The sequence below is a fragment of the Rhizomonospora bruguierae genome (assembly GCF_018397995.1).
Classification (GTDB): Bacteria; Actinomycetota; Actinomycetes; order Mycobacteriales; family Micromonosporaceae; genus Rhizomonospora; species Rhizomonospora bruguierae.
Genome location: NZ_BBQH01000013.1, coordinates 138,453 through 151,206 on the forward strand (window position 1 = coordinate 138,453; position 12,754 = coordinate 151,206).

The 12,754-nt window shown below is 69.5% G+C and carries 15 protein-coding genes and 1 tRNA gene; 11 read left to right on the plus strand and 5 right to left on the minus strand.

Annotated elements, in window-relative coordinates; translation table 11 throughout:
- Nucleotides 1-30 precede the first annotated feature (30 nt).
- Both KJS59_RS05335 and KJS59_RS05340 read left to right on the plus strand, forming a co-directional pair.
- Complete coding sequence (locus KJS59_RS05335; protein WP_213451160.1) at nt 31-504, plus strand: hypothetical protein; 474 nt, start codon at nt 31-33, stop codon at nt 502-504.
- A 234-nt stretch (nt 505-738) separates the two neighbouring features.
- Complete coding sequence (locus tag KJS59_RS05340) at nt 739-1,431, plus strand: glycosyltransferase family 2 protein (protein ID WP_213451161.1); 693 nt, start codon at nt 739-741, stop codon at nt 1,429-1,431.
- Here KJS59_RS05340 and KJS59_RS05345 read toward each other — a convergent pair.
- Both KJS59_RS05345 and KJS59_RS05350 read right to left on the minus strand, forming a co-directional pair.
- On the minus strand, nt 1,421-2,284 hold the full coding sequence (locus tag KJS59_RS05345) for a transketolase family protein (RefSeq protein ID WP_213451240.1): 864 nt from the start codon (nt 2,282-2,284) through the stop codon (nt 1,421-1,423). The genes KJS59_RS05340 and KJS59_RS05345 overlap by 11 nt on opposite strands.
- A gap of 5 nt (nt 2,285-2,289) precedes the next feature.
- The gene (locus KJS59_RS05350) at nt 2,290-2,985 is read right to left on the minus strand and encodes a transketolase (RefSeq protein ID WP_213451162.1); all 696 of its coding nucleotides are present in this window, start codon (nt 2,983-2,985) and stop codon (nt 2,290-2,292) included.
- Nucleotides 2,986-3,039: 54 nt separating this feature from the next.
- Here KJS59_RS05350 and soxR point away from each other — a divergent pair, with 54 nt between their 5' ends.
- The gene (soxR, locus tag KJS59_RS05355) at nt 3,040-3,477 is read left to right on the plus strand and encodes a redox-sensitive transcriptional activator SoxR (protein ID WP_213451163.1); all 438 of its coding nucleotides are present in this window, start codon (nt 3,040-3,042) and stop codon (nt 3,475-3,477) included.
- Between the two features lie 32 nt (nt 3,478-3,509).
- Here soxR and KJS59_RS05360 read toward each other — a convergent pair whose 3' ends face one another.
- A complete protein-coding gene (locus tag KJS59_RS05360; protein WP_213451164.1) occupies nt 3,510-4,475 on the minus strand; it encodes an NAD(P)H-quinone oxidoreductase in 966 nt (321 codons plus the stop codon).
- Between the two features lie 145 nt (nt 4,476-4,620).
- On the opposite strand from KJS59_RS05360, the gene KJS59_RS05365 reads away from it, so the two are divergent.
- A complete protein-coding gene (locus KJS59_RS05365) occupies nt 4,621-5,103 on the plus strand; it encodes a lamin tail domain-containing protein (RefSeq protein ID WP_213451165.1) in 483 nt (160 codons plus the stop codon).
- A gap of 122 nt (nt 5,104-5,225) precedes the next feature.
- Here KJS59_RS05365 and KJS59_RS05370 read toward each other — a convergent pair whose 3' ends face one another.
- The gene (locus tag KJS59_RS05370; protein ID WP_213451166.1) at nt 5,226-5,855 is read right to left on the minus strand and encodes a LysE family translocator; all 630 of its coding nucleotides are present in this window, start codon (nt 5,853-5,855) and stop codon (nt 5,226-5,228) included.
- A 51-nt stretch (nt 5,856-5,906) separates the two neighbouring features.
- Between KJS59_RS05370 and KJS59_RS05375 the strand changes: the two genes are divergently transcribed.
- Entirely contained in the window at nt 5,907-6,668 is a 762-nt protein-coding gene (locus tag KJS59_RS05375) for an aminoglycoside adenylyltransferase domain-containing protein (RefSeq protein WP_249713892.1), read from the plus strand.
- 112 nt (nt 6,669-6,780) lie between these two features.
- Nucleotides 6,781-6,869 (plus strand) — tRNA-Ser (locus tag KJS59_RS05380).
- 408 nt (nt 6,870-7,277) lie between these two features.
- Here the strand turns inward: KJS59_RS05380 and KJS59_RS05385 are convergent.
- Nucleotides 7,278-8,081, minus strand: a complete 804-nt coding sequence (locus KJS59_RS05385; RefSeq protein ID WP_213451167.1) for an ISAs1 family transposase — start codon at nt 8,079-8,081, stop codon at nt 7,278-7,280.
- 185 nt (nt 8,082-8,266) lie between these two features.
- Here KJS59_RS05385 and KJS59_RS05390 point away from each other — a divergent pair, with 185 nt between their 5' ends.
- From KJS59_RS05390 to KJS59_RS05410, 5 genes are all read left to right on the plus strand, one after another.
- Nucleotides 8,267-8,467, plus strand: coding sequence for a hypothetical protein (locus tag KJS59_RS05390; RefSeq protein ID WP_213451168.1), 201 nt, complete (start codon nt 8,267-8,269; stop codon nt 8,465-8,467).
- Nucleotides 8,468-8,471: 4 nt separating this feature from the next.
- Nucleotides 8,472-9,407 carry an NAD-dependent epimerase/dehydratase family protein gene (locus KJS59_RS05395; protein ID WP_283775744.1) on the plus strand — a complete coding sequence of 312 codons (936 nt, stop codon included), beginning with the start codon at nt 8,472-8,474 and terminating at the stop codon, nt 9,405-9,407.
- 546 nt (nt 9,408-9,953) lie between these two features.
- A complete protein-coding gene (locus KJS59_RS05400; RefSeq protein WP_213451170.1) occupies nt 9,954-10,646 on the plus strand; it encodes a hypothetical protein in 693 nt (230 codons plus the stop codon).
- Nucleotides 10,647-10,929: 283 nt separating this feature from the next.
- Nucleotides 10,930-11,658, plus strand: coding sequence for a GntR family transcriptional regulator (locus tag KJS59_RS05405; protein ID WP_213451171.1), 729 nt, complete (start codon nt 10,930-10,932; stop codon nt 11,656-11,658).
- Nucleotides 11,659-12,212: 554 nt separating this feature from the next.
- Nucleotides 12,213-12,746: an NUDIX domain-containing protein gene (locus tag KJS59_RS05410; RefSeq protein WP_213451172.1), complete on the plus strand. Its 534-nt coding sequence runs from the start codon at nt 12,213-12,215 to the stop codon at nt 12,744-12,746.
- Nucleotides 12,747-12,754: the final 8 nt, after the last annotated feature.

Below are 12,754 nucleotides of genomic sequence, written 5' to 3' on the forward strand. Positions count from 1 at the left end.
CACCCTGGCGTGCCGTGTCGTTAACTTCACATGGACGTGTTCTCCCGTACGTTCCTGCCGGCCGCCGCGGAGGGCGGCGTGGCGATCCCCACGGTGAGCCGGCACATGCCGGTCTTCCGGCGCTGTGTGGAGGGGGACGACGCGACCGTGCTCGTGACCCGCTGCGTGCGCCCCGAGCGCCCGATGCACGGTGAGTTCGTTCTCCTGCTGACGTACCGCCGGCTGGTGGTCATCCAGGAGACCCGGCTGCTGCACCGGCTGCGCATGCACCTCAACGCCGAGCTTCGGCACCTGTCCAACGTGAACTGGAGCCCCGACCCGCGCACCGGCTCGCTGGAACTGGCCGCCACCGCCGTGGACGGGGTCCGCGAGCGGTTCGCCATCAAGGTCGGCCACCCGAAGCGGGTCTGGCACCTGGACGCCCTGCTGAGCCACGTGTTCAAGCCCCGGACCGCCGACCACCAGCGCACCGAGCGCCGCGCGCTGGCCCTGAGCCCCCGCTGATCCATTCCGAACCCGGACGATAAGGCAGGGTCCCCTTCCGACTCACGGCGGAAGAGGACCCTGCCTACCCACGGCTGTTTGACCGATATCGATCTGATGAGCTGACGGTAGCCCCTCTTGCCGGCCAGGGGAACAGGCGGCAAGAAATCGGTTACGAACGGGTGTGTCACGTGCGGCGCGGGTCGGCGGTTAGTCTAGGAAGACTTTCGCCTGTCCCATGATGGAGACACCGCCGTGAAGCTCTCGATCCTGATGCCCGTCTTCAATGAGGAGGCGCGGCTCGCGGACGCCCTGAAGGAGGCACTCGCGGTCGACTACCCGTGCGATGTCGAACTGGTCGTGGTGGATGACGGCAGCCGGGACGGCACCCCTTCGATCCTCGCCGGCGCGGACGACCCCCACCTGCGGGTGATCACCCATCCGCGCAACCGGGGCAAAGGCGCCGCGATCCGCACCGCCGTCGACGCGGCCGAGGGCGAATACATGGTCATTCTCGACGCCGACCTTGAGTACGACCCCAACGACATCCCCCGGTTGCTGGCCCCCGTGCTGGACGGGCGGGCCACGGTCGTCTACGGCAACCGCACCTTCGGCAGTCACAGCGCGTACTCCTTCTGGTACGTGATGGGGAACAAGGCCGTGACGACCGCGGCGAACGTGCTGTTCAACTCGTACATCGGCGACCTGGAGACGTGCTTCAAGCTGATGCCGGTGCAGCTGTACCGGTCGCTGGAGATCCGCTCGCACGGCTTCGGCATGGAGGCCGAGGTGACCGGCAAGCTGCTGCGCCGGCGGATCCGCCCGTTCGAGGTGCCGATCAGCTACACCGCCCGCAGCCGCGAGGAGGGCAAGAAGATCACCTGGAGGGACGGCGTCGAGGCGCTGTGGATCCTCGGCCGCGAGCGGGGCCGGCGCGTCACCAGATGAACGACCCGATCGTCGCGCGCAGCCCGGCCGGGTCCAGCCCGTGCCAGCGCGCATGATCGGCCGGCGTCCCGTAGCGGTGCAGGTCCTCGCGGCCCACGCCGAGCGCCAGCACCCGGTGCGGCAGGTCCCGCAGCGCGTGCGCGATCGTGGCGGTCGACGTGCCGGCCAGGTACGGCTCGACCAGCACCACGCTCGGTTGCGCCACCGACCGTAGCCACCCCTCGTCCAGCGGGCGCGGCGTGTTCACGTACCCGACGGTGACGTCGAGGCCCTCCGTCGCCGCGAGTACCGGCGCCAGCATCGGCCCGACCGCCAGCACCAGCCCCCGGTCGCCGCGGCGCGGAATCGCCAGGTTCTCGTACGCCCGGGAGTTCTGCTGTGTGGACAGCCGGATGTAGACCCGTTCGTCGTGCGGCGCGGCGGCACGCAGCATCGCCTCGACCTCGTCCGGGTGCCCGGGGACGTGCACCGTCCAGTTGCTCAGCGTGTCCAGGAGCGCCACGTCGCCGGGCGAGAAGTGGGTGCGCCCCATCTGCGAGCCGTCGTACGAGGCGCCGACGCTGACCAGCACCGCCCCGCTGCCCTGGTGGTCCAGGTCCAGCTTGACCTGCTCGTACGCCCGGTCGACGAGGAACGTGGCGTACGAGTGGGCGATCGGCCGCAGCCCGGTCAGCGCCAGGCCACCCGCGGTCCCGATCATCAGTTGTTCCCGGATGCCCACGTTGACCACCCGCTCCGGGTGCTGCCGGGCGGCCGGCTCGAAGGGCGCGGCGGAGATGTCGGCGAGCACCAGCGCGGTGCGCGGATCCTCGTCCAGCAGCGCGGTCGTCGTCTCGATGAACCGTTCCCGCATCATCGTCAGTTCCCCTTCCGCTCCGTCACGGCGACCACCGCGTGGGGTCGCTCGCCGGTGTGGCCGCGCAGTGCGCGCTCGATGGTGTCCCGGTCCCGGCCGTCGACCGTCTCGGCGGTCCAGCCGTTGACCGTGAACCGGCTCGCGATCCCGCCCGGCCAGCCGTGCGTCGCCGACTGGTTGTCGACCACGATCGCGGTCAGCCCGGCCAGGCGGGTGGCGCCCGCGAACGCCACCGCCTCGTGGTTGGATCCCTCGTCCAGTTCCGCGTCGCCGAGCAGCACGTACGTCCGGGGCCGGGTGATGCCCTGGGCCCGCAGGCCGAGTGCCACGCCGACGCCCAGCCCCAGCCCGTGGCCCAGGGACCCGGAGCCGATCTCCACGCCGGGAACCAGCAGGCGGTCCGGGTGGTGGCCGAGCGGGCTGTGCGCGTCGCCCATGCCGTCCAGCCACTGCTCGGGGATGAAACCCTGTGCGGCGAGCACCGCGTAGTAGGCGGCCGGCCCGTGCCCCTTGGACAGCAGGAACCGGTCCCGCTCCGGGTCGTCGACCCGCTCCGGGGCCACGTCCAGCACCCGGTCGTAAAGCACCCACAACACGTCCAATGTGGAGTGGGCGCTGGGTCCGTGTTTCTCGTCGCCGGTCACCCGGCGCAGCAGCCCGGTCAGCCGGGCCTCGTCGGTCATCGTCACGGTAGGCATGCGGGTAGCTTGGTACTTAAAGTGCACTTCAACTCAAGGGTCGGGGGTGGTGGTGTGGCGGAGCTGACGATCGGGGAGCTGGCGGCGCGCAGCGGCGTGGCCCGGTCCGCGCTGCGGTACTACGAGCACCTCGGCCTGATCCGCTCCCGCCGCACCAGCGGCAACCAGCGCCGCTACCCCCGCGCGGAGCTGCGCCGGGTGGCGTTCATCCGGATCGCCCAGCAGGTCGGCGTCTCCCTTGAGGAGATCCGGGTCGCCCTGGACGACCTGCCCGAGGGGCGCACCCCGACGGTCGCCGACTGGGCCCGCCTGTCCCGCCACTGGCGCCACCGCCTGGACGAGCAGATCGCCCTCATGCAGCGCCTCCGCGACAACCTGACGAGCTGCATCGGCTGCGGCTGCCTCTCCCTGGCCAGTTGCTCCCTCAACAACCGGGATGACCGCCTCGCCGTCGAGGGCCCCGGCCCCCGCCGCCTGCTGGCTCCCCGCTGACGCCCACCCGCTGGCGCTACCGGCGTAATCCGCTACCGGGCGTTGCCCGTTGCCGAAGGTGCCACGAGGAGCACCTTGCCGACGTGGTCACTGGCCTCCACGAGGCGGTGCGCCTGCGCCGCCTCCGCCATCGGCAGCCGCCGGTCGATCACCGGTCGGATCGCGCCCCGGGCGATGAGCGGCCACACCTGCTCCCGCACCCCGCGTACGATCTCCACCTTCTGCGCCAGCGGCCGGGACCGCAGCGCCGTGGCGGCCACCCGCCCGCGCTTACCCAACAGCGCCCCGAGGTTCAGCTCCGCCTTCCGGCCGCCCTGCATCCCGATGACCACCAGGCGCCCGTCCGGTGCCAGCGCATCCACGTTCCGGCCCAGGTACGAGCCGCCCATGATGTCCAGGATCACGTCCGCACCGCGCCCGCCGGTCGCCGCGCACACCGCGGCCACGAAGTCCTGCTCCGTGTAGTCGACCGTCACCTCCGCGCCCAGGTCCCGCAGGCGCTCGTGCTTGGCCCGCCGCGCGGTGACGATCACCCGCGCGCCCAGCGCCCGCGCGAACTGGATCGCGAACGTCCCGATCCCGCTGCCGCCGCCGTGCACCAGCACCGTCTCGCCCTCGCCCAACCCGGCCACCCACACCAGGTTGGACCAGACCGTGCACGCCACCTCCGGCAGGCCCGCCGCGTCGATCGGGTCCACACCCTCGGGCACCGGCAGAACCAGTCCCCGCGCCACGGCGACCTTTTCCGCGTACCCGCCGCCTGCCAGCAAAGCGCACACGGGTTCGCCGTCGACGTGCCCGGACACTTCCAGTCCCGGATACATCGGCGCCCCCGGCGGGGGATCGTAATGGCCCTGGCGCTGAAGAATGTCGGCCCGGTTCACCGCGCTGGCCGATACGTCGATAAGAATTTCGCCGTCGCCCGGTCGCGGATCGGGCACCTCCGCCCAGACGAGCGCCTCCGGCCCGCCCGGCCGCGGGATCGTAATCGCGTACATGCCGTCAGTCTTACCCGACCGACCGGACAGTGTTCCGCCGACCGTGCTGACGCGCCCCAACCATCACGCTACGGTCATCGCGCGCCACCCCAGAGTCGATCTTTCCGCTGCCGCCGGGTGGCATTTCTGACGCCAAGGAGCCCCGATGATCCGCCGTGCCCTGTCCCGCGCGCTCGCGCTGCGCGCCACCGCCGTCGTGGCCGCCATCGCCGCCGGCGCGTTCGCGATCCCGGGCCCCGCGCAGGCCGCCACCCCGGCCATCCAGATCACGAAGGTCCAGTACAACTCGCCGGGCCCGGACAACCGCAGCAACGCCAGCCGCAACGCCGAGTGGGTCCGGCTGACCAACACGACGAAGTCCACCATCAATCTGAAGAACTGGACGCTGCGCGACAAGGCCAACCACGTCTACAAATTCACCACCGACTACCGCCTCGCCCCGGGCCGCCGCGTCTACATCCACACCGGCAACGGCACGAACGGCAAGCCCGACGCGCAGCACCGGTACTGGAACTCGGGCAACTACATCTGGAACAACACCGGCGACACGGCGACCGTCCGCAATCCCGCCGGAAAGACCATCGACACGTGCAAGTGGGGCTCGAAGGGCTCGGTCACGTACTGCTGATTGCCCGTACTTCTTTTCAGTTGGGTGGCTTCGGCGCTGGGTCGGCTGGATCGCCAGCCTGACGCCGAAGCCCCGTTCTCGGGCGGGCTGGGCGGCCAGCCTGAGGCCGACAGCCCTTGTCGTTAGGTGGGTTGGGTGGCCAGCCTGGCGCTGAAGCCCAGCAGCGCCACCCCGGTCGCCGCGTCCAGCCCGCGCCGCACCCGCCGCCGCGCCAGCACCCTCCGCGCCCGGCTCAGCCCGGTGGTGAGCAGCAGCAGGTACGTCAACGACAGCGCCGCATGGCTCAGCGCCAGCACCAGCAGCGCACCCAACCCCGCCCCGGGTCGCATGAACTGCGGCAGCACGGCCAGGTAGAAGACCAGCACCTTCGGGTTGGTGATGTTCGACAGGAACCCCTGCCGCCACCCGCCCAGCGCCGCACCCGGCTGGTGGCCCCGCCCGTCCGGCAGCGGCGCGTATCGCCCATGTACCGCCGACCGCAGCGCCTGGACGCCCAGGACAATCAGGTACGCCACCCCCGCCCACTTGATCGCCTGCAACACCGGCTGCATCCGCACGACGACCGCACCGAGCCCCGCCGCCGCGGCGGTCCCCTGAAGGGCGTTGGAGCTTGCCACCCCGCCCGCACTCCAGGCGCCCCGCAAGCGCCCCGCGGCAAGGGTGTTCTTGGTAACGACCGCGAAGTCGGGACCGGGCACCAGAACCAACGCCACGGCGAACACCAGGAACGACAGGTACGACGAGAGGCTCACGCCCCGACGATATGCGTCGCTGCGCGGTTCACATTCACGCACACTGTTCCGGTGAACCAGGCCCAGCACGTCGCCCGACTGGTCGCCGACACCCTCGGATCGAAGGCCCTGGGCATCTACCTGCACGGATCGGCGGTACAGGGCGGCCTGAAGCCGGCCAGCGACGTGGACATCCTCGTCGTGACCCGGCACACCCTCGACGACCGGGAACGCCGGACCCTCACCAACGGCCTCCGCCAGAAGACGGGTACCCGACCGGTCGAACTCACCGTCGTGGTGCAATCCACCGTCCGCCCCTGGCGGTACCCGCCAACCGGCGACTTCCTCTACGGCGAATGGCTCCGCGACGAGATCGCCGCCAACGGCCCGCCCCAACCGTCGCCCATGCCCAACCTGGCCATCGAGATCCCGCAGGCCCTCGCCGGCAACCACCCCCTGGCCGGACCGCCACCCGCCGACCTCCTGGACCCGGTCCCGCCCGCGGACGTGGCCCGGGCGAGCGTGGCAGGCATCCCCGACCTGCTCGCCAACCTGCCCGGCGACACCCGCAACGTCGTGCTGACCTTCGCCCGCATCTGGACCACCCTCGCCACCGGCACGATCCGCTCCAAGGACGAGGCCGCCGACTGGGCGCTGCCCCGCCTGCCCCCCGACCACCGGCCGGTCCTCCAACACGCCCACCACCTGTACCTCACCCGCCGGTACGCCGAAGAGACCTGGCCCGACGACCTCAAAGGCAGGGCGCCCGCGCACGTCGACGCGGTGCTCGCCGAGATCGACAAACTCACCGCCCACAGTGCGGCGTCCGAGTGACCGGCGGCGTCTGGCAGACTGGACCAGGGTCACCGACCACCGCACGGGGTCGGTCACCCGTCGCTGCGGCAACCGCGGCACGCCGTTTGGGGTGGTCGCGTTCCGCTGCTCGGGAGGGCTCGCCTAGTGGCCGATGGCGGCGGTCTTGAAAACCGCTAGGGGTGGTGACACTCCTCCAGGGTTCGAATCCCTGGCCCTCCGCTTCTACTCGGTGTACCCGCGCCTGACCTGCTGCTATGCCGCCTGTTGGCGAGGCTCCCGGGTTGGCCGGTGTCTCGTTGGCGCTCGCTCGGAGTCGCCGTAGCTCACTGGTTGGGGGCGTATCGGTGGGAAGCCCGATGCGCGCGACTGCCTGGTTCGCCTCCTCGGCCACAGTCAAACGCCCCCCGTCCGCCTCGCTAAGGGCGCGAACTGCGTAGCGCTGAGCAACCACACTCGCAATCCGCGATTCAAGCGACCGAGGGATTATGAGATCAAGTTGCCCACCACGATCTACCTGTCCCAACCTCGTCTGGTCTGCGGAAACCCCTCTCGGCATCTCTCAACGCCAGCCGCCGGGGCTCGACCTCTTGAGGACTGGATGAGGACTGAGACGGACCACGCTCATGACTATCTAGTACGAAAAAGACGACCGTGAACTGTGGGTCTGGCCTGGTCACGCGGCTTGTGCGGGTTCGATGGGGTTGAGGGTGACGGTGGCAGCGCGTTGAGGGCGTCGAACAGTGCCCGCCGGTTCTCCTTGACCGGGAACACGAACCGGCCGCCGCGGGAGTGGATGAGTTCGGCGGTGGCCTTGACCGTGTGCAACGCGTCCGCGGTGACGGTCCTGCCGTCGAGGTCGAGGGTTTCGAGTAGGTCGCGGGCGCAGGAAGGCCCGTTGGTCTTGGTCCCGGCGACGTCGACCTGGCCGATCACCACCGCCGGTGTGCCGGGCTCGACGCCACCGGCCAACGCCGCGAGCAGGTGCAACTGCTGCCCGTCGGCGTCGACAGCGCCGCAGACGGTCTTGCCGTCCAACCGGACCAGGTCAGCCGATGCCGGTGCCGGATCGTTCTCGGGCGAGGCCCCGGCGACCGGATCGCGACCCGATCGGCGGGCCGTCGTCCAAGCCCCGATCGCCGTGTCCAGGGCCCGCGGATCGGTATCGGTGCACACCCGCCACAACGTCGACCTCGACGGCCGACCGGCCGGCAGCACACCAGCCCGTAAATACAAATCGGCCAACACAGGCTGCGGCACATCGGCCACCCAGCCCGCCATCGCCGTGTAACCGACCATCCCCGCCACCGTCGCCGCCGCGACCAGCGCCAGGACCACCGCCGCCGGATGATCCCGGCCCTGCGACGACCGGCCATCCGACACCCCAGCCAGCAACTCCAGCAGATCAGCGCAATGCCTGCCCGACCGGGACACCCGCAACCGACACCATACCGGCGTCGGGCATGACACACTGCACCACGACGAAGCTCCGTTGAAGACAAGATCCGTGAGAAGACCTCGTCCTACCGGAGCTTCGTCCCTACCCCGCCGCGCGACACGCCACTGTGGCCAGACCGCGACCGATCACTCACACCACACTCATGATCTCTTGAAGGGATGTGTTCGATGAGATCTTCGCCGGTCTGGTCCTGATGAATCAGGAGGGCAGTGTGGTCACGGCCGATCCGGCTCGTCCGGCGACGGGTATTCCGTTCGCTGAGGAGCATGTGCGGCGGCTGCTGGATCATGAGCCGTTGGCGGGGCCGGCGGCTGCGTGCCTATCCCTGGCGTGGCAAAGTCGCGCGCTTCTGGTGGGATAGAGCGATGCGTGTCTTGGTGACAGGAGCGTCCGGGTACGTCGGTTGGGCTGTCGTGCACGAGTTGCGCGAGCGTGGCCATGATGTCGTGGCCATGGTCCACGAGTCCTCGCGGGAGTTTCCGCTGGATGTGGAGCTGCGTACCGCGCATCTCTTGTCCGAGGCTTCGCTGAGCGATGCGGTCATGGGCGTTGAGGGCGTGTGCCATCTGGCGGCCATGGTCCGAGTCCGTGAGGCGGCGGAGCACCCGACGCGGGTCTGGCGGCTGAACGTGGCCGGCACGCTGAATCTGCTCGACGCCCTGGCGGTCGCTACCGAGAAGACCGGCCAGGCTGCCCGGCTCGTGCTCACGTCTACCGGCGCCGTCTACGGCACGCCGGCTCAGCAGCCGATCAGCGAAGACGCGCCGCTGGCACCGATCAACCCGTACGCGGCGTCCAAAGTCGCCGCCGAGCAGGTCATCGCTGCGCAGGCGGCGACCGGTCTCGTCGGCGCCACGTCGCTGCGCATCTTCAACGCCGCCGGTGCGGTGGCCCGCCAAGCGGACCCGGACACGTCGCGGATCATTCCGAAGGCTGTTGCCGTCGCCGCCGGCCAGGCGCCGGCGGTGGTCGTGAACGGCGACGGCACGGCGGTGCGGGATTTCGTGCACGTCGGCGATATCGCGGCGGCGGTCGTGTTGGCGTTGGAAGCGGTGAAGCCGGGACAGTACAACGCGTACAACGTCGGTGCTGTGCCGGCCAGCGTGAATGACGTCATCGCCAGTACCGAACGGATCACCGGTCGGCGCGTGGCCATCGAGCACCGCCCGGCGTACGCGGCTGAGTCGCCGGAACTGCGCGCGGACACGGCCAAGATTCGCGGCGAGCTTGGTTGGTCGCCGTTGACGACGAGGTTGGATGAGCTTGTCGCGGATCAATGGGACGCTGGTCGCGGTGTCTGAGCAGGACTATTACCAGCGTTAATTATCGATCAAGCGCTGAAGTCGGTTCCATCGATGTATGGCATCTGCGTGTCGTACCGATCGCTGCCGTTCCTGTGAGGGACGGGGTTGGAAGGTCGTCAGCCGTTCCCGCACGGTCCTGACGGCCGAAACCGCACTCCGCCTTTCTCGCCGGCCCTGCCTGGATTGCTGCCCGCCCGGCGGACAGTCCGGCCGAGTGACGGTGACCGTTGATGCCTGCTGAGCACCGGGGCGGGTGCCGGGCACCGGCGATCCTGCCGTCTCCGCCCGCCTCGGCGCTCGCCCACCAACCAAACCGCCCCACCCGTAAGCGGTCCGTCCCGGTTGAGGCGGGGTGATTCCTGGTGCCTGCTGTTCCGCATCGCCCGCAGCCGCTTGAGTGGCAGGTGTTCCGCGACTCGACCGCCCTGCGGGCAGGGTCTGCTCACCGAGCATCAGCTCCGCAGCCGAGCGTGGGTCCGGCTGCGCCAGGACGTCTACGCGGATACCCGACTGGACCGTGACCACGGCTTGGCCTGTCGCGCGGTGGCCCTGCGGATGCCGGACGGCGTGGTGATCGCCGGGCCATCGGCTGCATGGCTGCACGGCGTTCGGATCGCTGCCGACTTCGACCGGGACGTGCACGTCATCGCCCCGCCCGGGGTGCGCGTGTGCGCTCAGCGCGGCGTGCGCGTCCACGTCACGGACTTGGACGACGACGAACTGACCGAGGCGGGCGGTCGTCCGCTCACCACGGCCGGACGGACGGCATGGGATATCGGGGCCTGGTTGCCCCCGACCCGGTCGGTGCCGATCCTGGACGCGATGCTGCGTCATGGCGTGGTGACCCGAAGCGACCTTGACGGCCTGGCGAGGCGGTATCAGGGGCGGCGAGGGCACGGCCCGTGCCGGCTCGCGTTCGATATAGCCGGCGGCGCCTGTGGAGAGCCGTCCGCGTCGTCCCTGCGGGCGCGGTTGATGTTGGAAGGCATACCGGCCCCGGAACTGAAGTACCGGGTGCTGATCGGCGCTGAACTGGCGGTGGTCCCAGGCATGGCCTGGCCGCGATACCGCGTCGCAATCGAGTACGACGCCCACCGGACCGCGTTGCTGACCGCCGCCGGCTGGCTGATCGTGCACGCCCCACCCACACGGGTACGCACCGAATTCCCCGTCGTACTGCGCGAGCTACGCCAGTGCCTGCACCGCCGAGGCGCCCACGTGGAGGCCACCCGATGACCCTCTACCGGAGTCGAAACACCACTACTCCGACAACGCACACCGATGGCTCTGCCCCGACCCGCGCGCCACCGAGCAGGAACAGCAAACCTGGCACGACCGCGTCCGCGAGCACATGCGCCAGCATCGCGAACGGCTGCGCCTACCATCGCCACCACCATCTCGACTCAAGATCATCCGAACGGGTAAGGCCGACGAGCGATAGGCGGGGGTGTTCGACATGCAGGGTCTCCGCCTCTAGCCTGTCGATAAGACAAGTTGTCGTGTTTAGGTGGTGCGCCGCGTGCCGATCGAGACTGCTCCGCCCAAATATGCGCTGATCGTGAACACGATTCAGCGGCGCATCGAGGATGGCACGTACCCGACCGACTCGACGCTGCCCAGCGAAACCGCTCTGATCGCGGAGTTCGGTGTATCCCGTCCGACCGTTGTGCGGGCGCTGGAGATCCTTCGTGAGCAGGGGTGGATTGAGGCGCATCACGGCAAGGGGCGTACCGTCCGGCCGCGTTCGGCGGTGACTGCGCGGAGGTCCTTCGAGCGTGGGTACGGGCTGATGAATGAGGCCGAGTCCGCGGCTGTGCAGGTGCTCAGCGCTGGCCCGGTTCCTGCGCCGGCTAGGGTTGCCTCGGCGCTCGCCGTTCCCGAAGGTACGGCGGTGATTGCGAGGCGCCGCCTGGTCGTCGCTGAGGGGATCGGGCCGGTTGAGCTTGGTACTGCGTACCTGCTGGAAGACCTGGCGGCCGGTACCGATGTCGGAGAGCCCGCGCCGCTGGCGGAGAGCTTGTTGGCGCACGTGGCGAAGCGCAAGGGCGTGGTGTTCGACCACGTTGTGGAGCGAGTGTCCGCGCGGCAGGCGACGGCAGATGAGGCGCGGCTGTTGGAGATCGGGCGCCGGGACCCGCTCCTGACCGCGATGCTGGCCGTCTGCGACCGGGCCGGGCGATGTCTCGTGGCCATTGACGTGCAGCTTCCGCCCTCGCGGCACGAGATCGAAGATGTCTTCGCCCTGTAGCTCCACCCACTCCGCCTCGAACTCTATCGACCGGTACTCGACAAGTCGAGTTGTCGTGCGCTACCTTGGAACGACTCGACAAGACGACTGAGCGACTGACTCGGGTGGCCGAGGTGCGCAGGAGGACGTCATGATGACCGCACGCTTGATACGTCGCCTGGCCCGGACTCTGCGCGCCAGCGAGCGTGGGGCGTCGGTATACGCGATTCGGTGCCCGTGGTGCTGGTCCGGGGTCAAGCCGTCCCGCTTCGACCTGGCGCACATGGCCTGCCGGTCGTGCCAGGGCACCTTGCATCGGCCGGCTCGCACGCGGGCATCGGTCCTCGGCGAGGGGGTGCGCCGGTGCCGTTGATCGACCAACGCACGCGGTGACCGAGCGCTGGGCTCGATGCTCAAGATCCGGACCCCCGTTCCGGATCGAGGTCAGCTGGCAAGGCCGCGTGCGCTGGGTGGACTGGCCGCTCGATCACGACGTAGGGACCGTCAGCCAGGACGCGGCACGCCGCTTGGTTACGGGGACTGCGGGCGGGCAACAGAGTTGCGATGATCGTTCGATGGAGCAGGTGAGTAGTCGAATCGTCTATCGCAACCCGTGGATGACGGTGCGTGAGGATGCGATCCGGCACGCCGATGGCAGCCCGGGTATCTACGGCGTGGTGGAGAAGCCGGACTTCGCTGTCGTGCTGCCTCGGTGGTCACGCGGGTTCTGGCTGGTGGAGCAGTACCGTTATCCGGTCGGTCGGCGCGCGTGGGAGTTCCCGCAGGGCAGTTGGGGTAACGGTGGCACCGGCGAACAGGTGGAACTCGCCCGGCAGGAGTTGGCCGAGGAAACCGGGCTGTCGGCCGAAACGATGTCTCATCTCGGGCACCTGTTCGAGGCGTATGGCTTCTCGACCCAGGGCTTCGATGTCTACCTCGCCACTGGCCTGAACGAAGGCAGCCCGGAGCGCGAAGCCAGCGAACAGGACATGCGGCACCAGGCATTTACCGATGAGGAAATCGAGCAGTTGATAGTCACCGGGCAGCTGGTCGACGCGCCTTCTTTGGCCGCGCTGACGCTGTACCGCCTTCGGTCTGGTTGCGGCTGAACAGATCC

Coding starts and splice junctions, on each gene's coding strand:
- KJS59_RS05335 (WP_213451160.1), top strand. CDS start 31: ATGGACGTGTTCTCCCGTACGTTCCTGCCGGCCGCCGCGGAGGGCGGC.
- KJS59_RS05395 (WP_283775744.1), top strand. CDS start 8,472: ATGCGTGTCTTGGTGACAGGAGCGTCCGGGTACGTCGGTTGGGCTGTC.
- KJS59_RS05365 (WP_213451165.1), top strand. CDS start 4,621: ATGATCCGCCGTGCCCTGTCCCGCGCGCTCGCGCTGCGCGCCACCGCC.
- KJS59_RS05410 (WP_213451172.1), top strand. CDS start 12,213: ATGGAGCAGGTGAGTAGTCGAATCGTCTATCGCAACCCGTGGATGACG.
- KJS59_RS05350 (WP_213451162.1), bottom strand. CDS start 2,985: ATGCCTACCGTGACGATGACCGACGAGGCCCGGCTGACCGGGCTGCTG.
- KJS59_RS05345 (WP_213451240.1), bottom strand. CDS start 2,284: ATGCGGGAACGGTTCATCGAGACGACGACCGCGCTGCTGGACGAGGAT.
- KJS59_RS05360 (WP_213451164.1), bottom strand. CDS start 4,475: ATGTACGCGATTACGATCCCGCGGCCGGGCGGGCCGGAGGCGCTCGTC.